A 7,553-nucleotide genomic window follows, 5' to 3' on the forward strand; every position below is an offset into this window, starting at 1 on the left:
ATGTTATATTTACTGATTTATAAGTACGGTCCCATCACAAAAAAAGAGATTATTGAAAGGACAAAAATTAAAAAAACAACTTTAGTTCGGATGCTTGATGAATTATTAGAAAATAAATTTATCAAGGAAAGTGGTTATTTAGAATCCAGCGTTGGACGCAGACCTATCTTATACGACATTCAGGAAGATATTAATTATATAATTGGTATCCATATTACAAGAATGAAAATGAGTATCGTATTGCTTAATCTTAAATGTAAACAAATTACCCAGGAATCATTTAAGATGACAACTATGCATACACCTGATTTCTGTTTAATGCTTATACAGCGATCAATTCAAGGTTTTATGGAGAAATATCATTTTGGTACAGATGATCTTTTAGGTATTGGAGTTGCTGCTATTGGTCCTTTAAATTATGAGGAGGGAATTATTATAGAACCTGAATTCTTTCTTGCCCCAAACTGGAGAAATGTGCCGATTGTCCGCATGATTCAAGATATGTTCCCCGTCAAGGTAATCATGCAAAAAGGAGCCAATGCAGGGGTGATGGCTGAGTATCATGAGACTAAATTTAACCATAAAAATATTCTATACTTAGTAAGTGGAGGTTGGGTAATTGACTGTGGTGTCTTGATAAATGGGACAGTCTTACATGATCAATACGCAGATGCCGGCGCTTATGCCCATATGATTATTGACGCAGATGGAAAGGAGTGTTTCTGCGGTAAAAAGGGTTGTATGATAGCTTATACATCATTCAAAAACATTCTTCATGAATTAAAAGAAGAGAATATTATGTTAGGCAATATTAGTGAAGAGCTGTTGCAAAAAGCATCCCCTACTGACATGGTAGAGTATTTCAAACAAGGGGATCAATTAATACAAGAAGTAATTTTACGTTCAACCCACTATTTAAGTGTTGGCCTCTCCAATCTAATACATTTATTTAATCCCGAATTGGTTGTTTTAAATGGCCCGTTTATTTATGAAATTGATGGTTATTATGAACAAATAGTAAAAAATACAAAACAAAATTTACACATAAAAAGAGACTTGCAATTTTCTCAAGGTACTTATAAAGAGAATACAGCTGCCATGGGAGCTGCTATTTTATTATTTAACTCCTATTTTGAAGAATAATTAATAAATCACCTATAATATATTGATTTTTCAGATAATTTAGATTAAATTAAATTTAATGGTTTATTTATTCCAAAAAGGATTTAATTACCATAATGCAATATATTTAAATCTAGATTAAATCTATTTTAGTCAAAATAGGAGGGGGAATGATTCAGTAATTTAGTAGATAGTGCAGAAGGAAGCACAAATGCAGCTAATAAAGTTAAATATTTTACCGTAAGGCATATCACTTATTTATTTTTAATCTGTTTAGGCATTTGATTAAGGAGATGTAATTAAAGGGGAGAAGGCAATGCGGATCACAACAAATGCGGAACAAATGATTGAAAAAACAAAGTTTAATAAGTTTCATGGCATGTTACTTTTTTGGGGTGCACTATTAATGTTGTTTGATGGATACGATTTAACCATCTATGGAGCAGTAGTTCCTACTTTAATGAATGAATGGGGAATTTCTGCTGTTCAGGCAGGGATATATGGAAGCTATGCCTTATTTGGCATGATGTTTGGAGCGTTAATATTTGGAACATTGGCAGATAAATTAGGTCGAAAAAAGATTATCTTGATTTGTGTTTTTATCTTTAGTTTATTTATGCTTCTTACGGGATTTGCTCCAAGTCCAGAAATGTTTGGATTGTTCCGATTCATTACTGGTTTAGGATTAGGTGGGATGATGCCAAATGTCATTGGACTAATTAGTGAATACTCTCCTGAAGGAATGCGTAGCCGGATGATTGCTACGATTATGGTTGGATATTCCATTGGCGGTGTTGTTGCAGCATTTTTAAGTATGGTTTTTATCTCTATTTTTGGTTGGGAGTCCCTATTCTTTTTTGGTGCCCTTCCATTATTGTTCCTGCCTTTCTTAGTGAAATTATTACCTGACTCAGTAGGGACGTTAATTGCTAAAAATGATCATAAAGAGATACAAGATATTCTTGTAAAGGTTAATTCAACCTATCAACCAGCTGTAAATGAAACTTTCGTTTTAAATAAACCAAAACAAGATTCATCACCAGTTAAGGAATTATTTACTCAAAACAGAGCTTTATTAACGGTGGTGATTTGGTTAACGTACATTATGTCACTACTAATGATCTATGGGTTGAATACATGGTTACCTAAATTCATGAATGAAGCTGGATTCCCTCTTGGTTCAAGCCTGAGCTTCCTTCTAGCGTTAAATGTCGGAGCTACAGTCGGTGCGATTTTGATGGGATGGGTAGCAGATCGCTGGGGTGTTGGCAAGGCGCTAATTCTGTTCTTTGTGATTGCGGCTGTTACGATTACAAGTCTTGGATATGCAACAAATATGACTCTATTGTATATTTTGGTAGCGCTTGCAGGAGCTGCAACCGTTGGAACGCAAAACCTTACACATTCTTATACTTCCCAATTTTATCCGATTACCATGCGCTCAACAGCACTAGGATGGGCATTAGGAGTTGGACGAATTGGCGCAATACTTGGACCTACTATTGGTGGTTTTTTACTTGCATCAAATTTAACTTTACAGTTAAACTTTATGGCATTTGCTCTTCCAGGAGTTATTGCTGCATTATCTGTATTCTTAGCAAATCAACAGGGTAAAAAAGTGATAACTACTAAACAATCTTTAAACACTCAAGCTAATTAAAATTAAGGATGGGGATAGAATTGAGAGATAAAATTCACTATAATTTATTTTATCTCTCAATTCAATTTAAGATTGACGAACAAAAAGTAAAGATGCCTTTATTCTTGCATTAGAGTATGTAAAAAATGAGAAGAAACAAGTAATGGTTTTTGAAGGCGGTCTAGGTAAAGGTAAATCTGTAATCACCATCCAAGCGATGTAGGAGTGTTGCTTCGTCGAGGTTGAAATTGTAAAGTAATAAACCCTTGCTATGCATAATAAACTCGTAGCAAAATCAAAATAAAGTCGTGTGAAACGAGTGAAAAAAGGTTTGGAAAAAGGAGAAATCCTTATGTCTCAAGCCTTTTTCGTGTTTGTCTACCAAAACGTTATTCTCAAATTAATAAAGTCGTGGCAGAACAAGTTGAAGAAAATGTGTGATTTGTGCACAACTATATTATGTATGGAAGAACATTGAAAGGGTGAAGAATGTAGGAATGATAAGTGTTTGAGGAATTGTATCTATTATGTGTGGGACAATCAAATAAGTAAAATATCAAGGGGCGAACGAGGTTAAATCTGTGTACAAACAAATTGACACAGGGTTTTATGACAACAAATAAGGGGGAATTCTGTTGTTTAGTTCAAACATAAGAACTATACTTTGGAGTAAGAAGGGAGCTGAAAAACATGGAGTTCAAAATCAGAAAAATCAAGTAATATATGGTGGTTGCTATGTATAAACGACCACCAATTCTAAAGTTAGGTGGTTAAATATGATAAACAAACAATACGAAATCATTGAACGTTCCCCAACTGTTTTGGAACATAAAACATTATGGGAAGCGGTTGGTTGGGGAAAAGTTAATATAGAGATGACTGAACAATCAATTGCTAATTCAGTCTACTGCGTAGTTGCAATAAGTGATGGAAACGTAATCGGTATGGGACGGATTGTTGGTGATGGAGCAATGTACTATTATATACAAGATGTAGCTGTATTACCCGAGTATCAAAGTAAGGGAATTGGTAAGAAAATTATCGACAAACTACTAAACTATATAAATGTTAATTGTTCTGGAGCTGGTTTTGTCGGTCTATTTGCATCACATGGAAAAGATAAGTTTTATGAAAAGTTGGGATTCAAAGACCATTCGCCTGGAATGACAGGGATGTTCCTGGTATTGGATAAATAGTGATGTTGGAAATAAAGAAGAGGCGGCTATTATCAGCCGCTTCTTCAAGCAAAAAAGAACATAGATGAAAAAAATGAACCACTTTATGTAAACGAAGCGGTTCATTTTTTATGATCAAAACTTAATAGCAGCTTCTTTTTGAAAGTGAGCGCGTATCATTTCTTTCATCTGTTCTTTATTCATTTCGAAGTGTTCTTTTCGCTTTCCGTTTGCTCCAGAAGGATGAGGGAAGCCTGTAAGAAGACAATCCCGATTCAGGATGTGGTTGTCTGCTAAATAGCTTAATACTTCTGAAACATTAACACCTAAAGGAATAATAAGTGCCTGATCAAAATTGCTCATTTCTTTAGCAAAGTATTCCGTAGCATATCGTTTTAATACTTCGGTCTTTAATATTTTAGGAGCTGAACCACTGTAGTTCTTACCGTCACGGAATACAGGGTAGGGAATAACGGAAGTCGTTTGGACTAAGTGACTGGCTTCATCGAAAAGCTCGATTGTAGAATCTAACCCTAAGTATTCATTTAAGCCTAGTTCATCTAGCATTTGAACTAAATTCTTTCGCATTGGCCCTTCAAAACTTGAATTGTTCTTTACTTGATGAAGGATGTCTTCATCGTTATTTAATTGGTTCTTTGCATCTAATACGGTTGAAAAGGACATTTTCATTTGATGTAAACCAGGTGTGATTCCAACAATGACTACTTTCGCTTGTTCATTGATGTATTCAAATGGAGCGTAATAGATTTCTAATTTTTTCTTCGGGTCTGTTTCTAATAAAAAAGCTTCGCTTCTCATCGAATCCTCTGTTAGAGGGGTAGGTAATGATTGAATCAAGCTCTTATAATGTTCGAATTTAGAGTAGTTTGCGATCGCCAAGATAATGTCTCCTTTATTGCACTTTTTTTTATGTAGTTACTTAAAGTGAAAAATCATAACTATTCGAGTAAATTCTTGCGGTTTACTTTACTTATTTTGTCGTTTAATGCAAGTACACCTTTAATAAACTCGTCTTGGTTTTTTAGTTGTTCTTTTAAGAAAACTATTTCAGCTTGTTGATCTTTAATAAGCTGTTCATTTTCAAGAACCTTTATTGGGGAAGGTTGAGCAAAACCTACGTCTAGTTGAGAATTTATGTAATTTAATAATGCTTTAGATACAATTTGATTTTTTTCTACTTCATTACTTGCCTTTCCGTCTAGATATTCTTTAATGATTCGATCTGAAGGGGAGTCGGGACGAAATCTCATATGTATAGCTTCATTTTTTATGCGTTCCACATCTAATACCGGTGGGAAAAGGTCGTAGTCGACAGGTTTACCTTCTAAAGATATCCAAAACTCAAACAAAGCTCTTCGCACAAGGTCGTGTCTACCCAAACCTAAATTTGCACAATCTACAATGAGTTCTTTTATAACTTCATCGCCTTCTCTTTTTAGTCTCATCATAATATGGTCAGTTTTTACCTCGTGTTCCATTAAAAAACCTCCTTAATCGATTAATAGTTGTGTATACGATGTATACACAACTAACTATTTACACGTATAATTCTATAATAATTATATTAATAGTAATAGATTTATACAAACTTTTGAGTTTTTCACATATTTTTTTATAGTTTTATATAAGGGTTTTGTTTAGTTGTATAACGTTGTATACGCTATCTGTAGTGTTGAGACTAGATTTTTAAAAAAGAAGTTCATCTTAATCTTTCACATTATAGTATCTTTGTGTAACATACAGAAAATTCAATAATTTATGATAGAATTTAAAAAAAGAGAAAGGGCGTTAAAGGTTTATGGAAATAAAAAAAGTATCGATTATTGGATTGGGTGCATTGGGTGTTTTGTTTGGACATCATTTATGTAAGAAAATGGGTAAAGAGGATTTAAGAATTATAGCTGATCATAATCGGATTAAGAGATATGAGAGTAACAAGATTTATAGTAATGGAGAAGAGTGTCGTTTTAATTATGTTACGCCTAATGAAGTGTGTGATCCAGCAGATTTGCTTATCATTTCTGTTAAATCTAATGGATTAGAAGATACTATTAAAGCAGTGAAGAATCATATTGGCGAACACACGATTATTATTTCTTTATTGAATGGCATTACAAGTGAAGAAATTATTGGGGAAGCTTATGGAATGAATCGAGTATTGTATTGTGTTGCACAAGGTATGGATGCGGTTAAGGTTGGAAATAAACTGACCTACGACAATATGGGTATGCTCTGCTTTGGTGATAAAGACCCTAGTCAAGTCTCGCAGAATGCGAAGGATTTAGCGGCTTTCTTTGAACTAACGGATGTTCCATTTGAATTAGATCCAGATATGTATAGACGCCAATGGGGTAAATTTATGCTGAATGTTGGAGTAAACCAAACGGTTGCTGTGTATAAAAGTAATTATGGTGGAGTACAAAGAGAAGGAAAAGCAAGAGAAACAATGATTGCGGCCATGCGAGAAGTAATCGCATTATCAGAAAAAATAGGCGTTCATTTAACGGAAGAAGATTTATATTATTGGCTGAAAGTATTAGGTACATTAAGTCCAAATGGAAAACCGTCAATGGCTCAAGATGTGGAAGCAAAACGATTCAGTGAAGTAGAACTATTTGCTGGAACAGTAGTGAAATTAGGGAAGAAGTATGGAGTTGTTACACCTGTGAATGAAGATTTGTATGAGAAGATTAATGAAATCGAAGAGCGGTATGTTATTCATTAATACGATTTGTTGAAGTGAAGGGATTAGTGATTTAACGTACGCGAAAAAAGGGGTGTTCAGAAAGTCAGTTTTTACTAACTTTCTGGCACCCTGTTTGTTTGAGGACTTATTAGACAGCCCCTTTCTTTGGTTTTTACCTTATTTGAACAATTGATCAATCTGTTTACGATCATAGTCTAAAATCCAGTTATTCAATTCTTTATATAGCGAAAATAAATTTTCTTTATTTGATGCTATTACATCACAGCCTCGATCATCATATAAGTGATAAATCATTTTTTTAGTAACGTTTAAGAAGTAAATATCATAACCCGGACGATAGTAATTTTTTAAGATGCGCGTTGGATGTGAGTAATCTTCATAACTTATTGCTGATAGTAGCTGACTGTATCGTATATCTTTCTTTTTACAAGCTAATACAAATCTGTGGGTAACCATATTATCTTCTTCAAAATCTTCCTCTGTAAACACATTAGGCAATAAATGATACTGCAATTTTCTCAACACTTCTTTGCTCTTAATATATTTTTTGTATACTTTAGTTGGTTTTTTGTGCAAGAAGTTATCATTTTTTTCACAATGAACGTCGGTAACAAGAAGTATTTCATCAGTATCATGAATTACTTGATTGAAAATACCAGTACTTCTTTCTTTAATTTGATAAAGATTTCGTTTATCCACATGTTCCATTTCTGGATTAGCAATTTCAAATCGAATACTGTAATTCCATGAATAAAAGAGAGAAGGTCTGAGTATTAAACCTTCAAAATACTGATTAATGAATGTGTGTAAATTAGTTATCATGATTAGTTCTCCTATGTTTTTAATAAAGGATCGATTAATGGCTTCTATTAAAATGTATTTTCAAAAG

7 protein-coding genes are annotated in these 7,553 nt (G+C 33.6%); 4 read left to right on the forward strand and 3 right to left on the reverse strand.

The features are described from left to right. From V7014_RS21315 to V7014_RS21325, 3 genes are all read left to right on the forward strand, one after another. Window positions 1-1,143, forward strand: a 1,143-nt coding sequence (locus V7014_RS21315; RefSeq protein ID WP_335510101.1) for an ROK family transcriptional regulator, incomplete at its 5' end; no start/stop codon positions are given. 295 nt (window positions 1,144-1,438) lie between these two features. After that, the gene (locus V7014_RS21320) at window positions 1,439-2,782 is read left to right on the forward strand and encodes an MFS transporter (protein WP_335510103.1); all 1,344 of its coding nucleotides are present in this window, start codon (window positions 1,439-1,441) and stop codon (window positions 2,780-2,782) included. Between the two features lie 755 nt (window positions 2,783-3,537). After that, a complete protein-coding gene (locus V7014_RS21325; RefSeq protein WP_335510105.1) occupies window positions 3,538-3,957 on the forward strand; it encodes a GNAT family N-acetyltransferase in 420 nt (139 codons plus the stop codon). Between the two features lie 114 nt (window positions 3,958-4,071). Here V7014_RS21325 and V7014_RS21330 read toward each other — a convergent pair whose 3' ends face one another. Further along, window positions 4,072-4,836, reverse strand: coding sequence for a uracil-DNA glycosylase family protein (locus V7014_RS21330; RefSeq protein ID WP_335510106.1), 765 nt, complete (start codon window positions 4,834-4,836; stop codon window positions 4,072-4,074). A gap of 59 nt (window positions 4,837-4,895) precedes the next feature. After that, window positions 4,896-5,435, reverse strand: coding sequence for a hypothetical protein (locus V7014_RS21335; protein ID WP_335510107.1), 540 nt, complete (start codon window positions 5,433-5,435; stop codon window positions 4,896-4,898). A gap of 320 nt (window positions 5,436-5,755) precedes the next feature. Here V7014_RS21335 and V7014_RS21340 point away from each other — a divergent pair, with 320 nt between their 5' ends. Beyond that, window positions 5,756-6,682, forward strand: coding sequence for a ketopantoate reductase family protein (locus tag V7014_RS21340; protein WP_335510110.1), 927 nt, complete (start codon window positions 5,756-5,758; stop codon window positions 6,680-6,682). A 138-nt stretch (window positions 6,683-6,820) separates the two neighbouring features. On the opposite strand, the gene V7014_RS21345 is transcribed toward V7014_RS21340, so the two are convergent. Continuing rightward, window positions 6,821-7,486 carry a DUF3885 domain-containing protein gene (locus tag V7014_RS21345; protein WP_335510111.1) on the reverse strand — a complete coding sequence of 222 codons (666 nt, stop codon included), beginning with the start codon at window positions 7,484-7,486 and terminating at the stop codon, window positions 6,821-6,823. Between the last annotated feature and the right edge of the window lie 67 nt (window positions 7,487-7,553).

The organism is Bacillus sp. JJ722 (assembly GCF_036963345.1).
Lineage (GTDB): Bacteria > Bacillota > Bacilli > Bacillales > DSM-1321 > Bacillus_AD.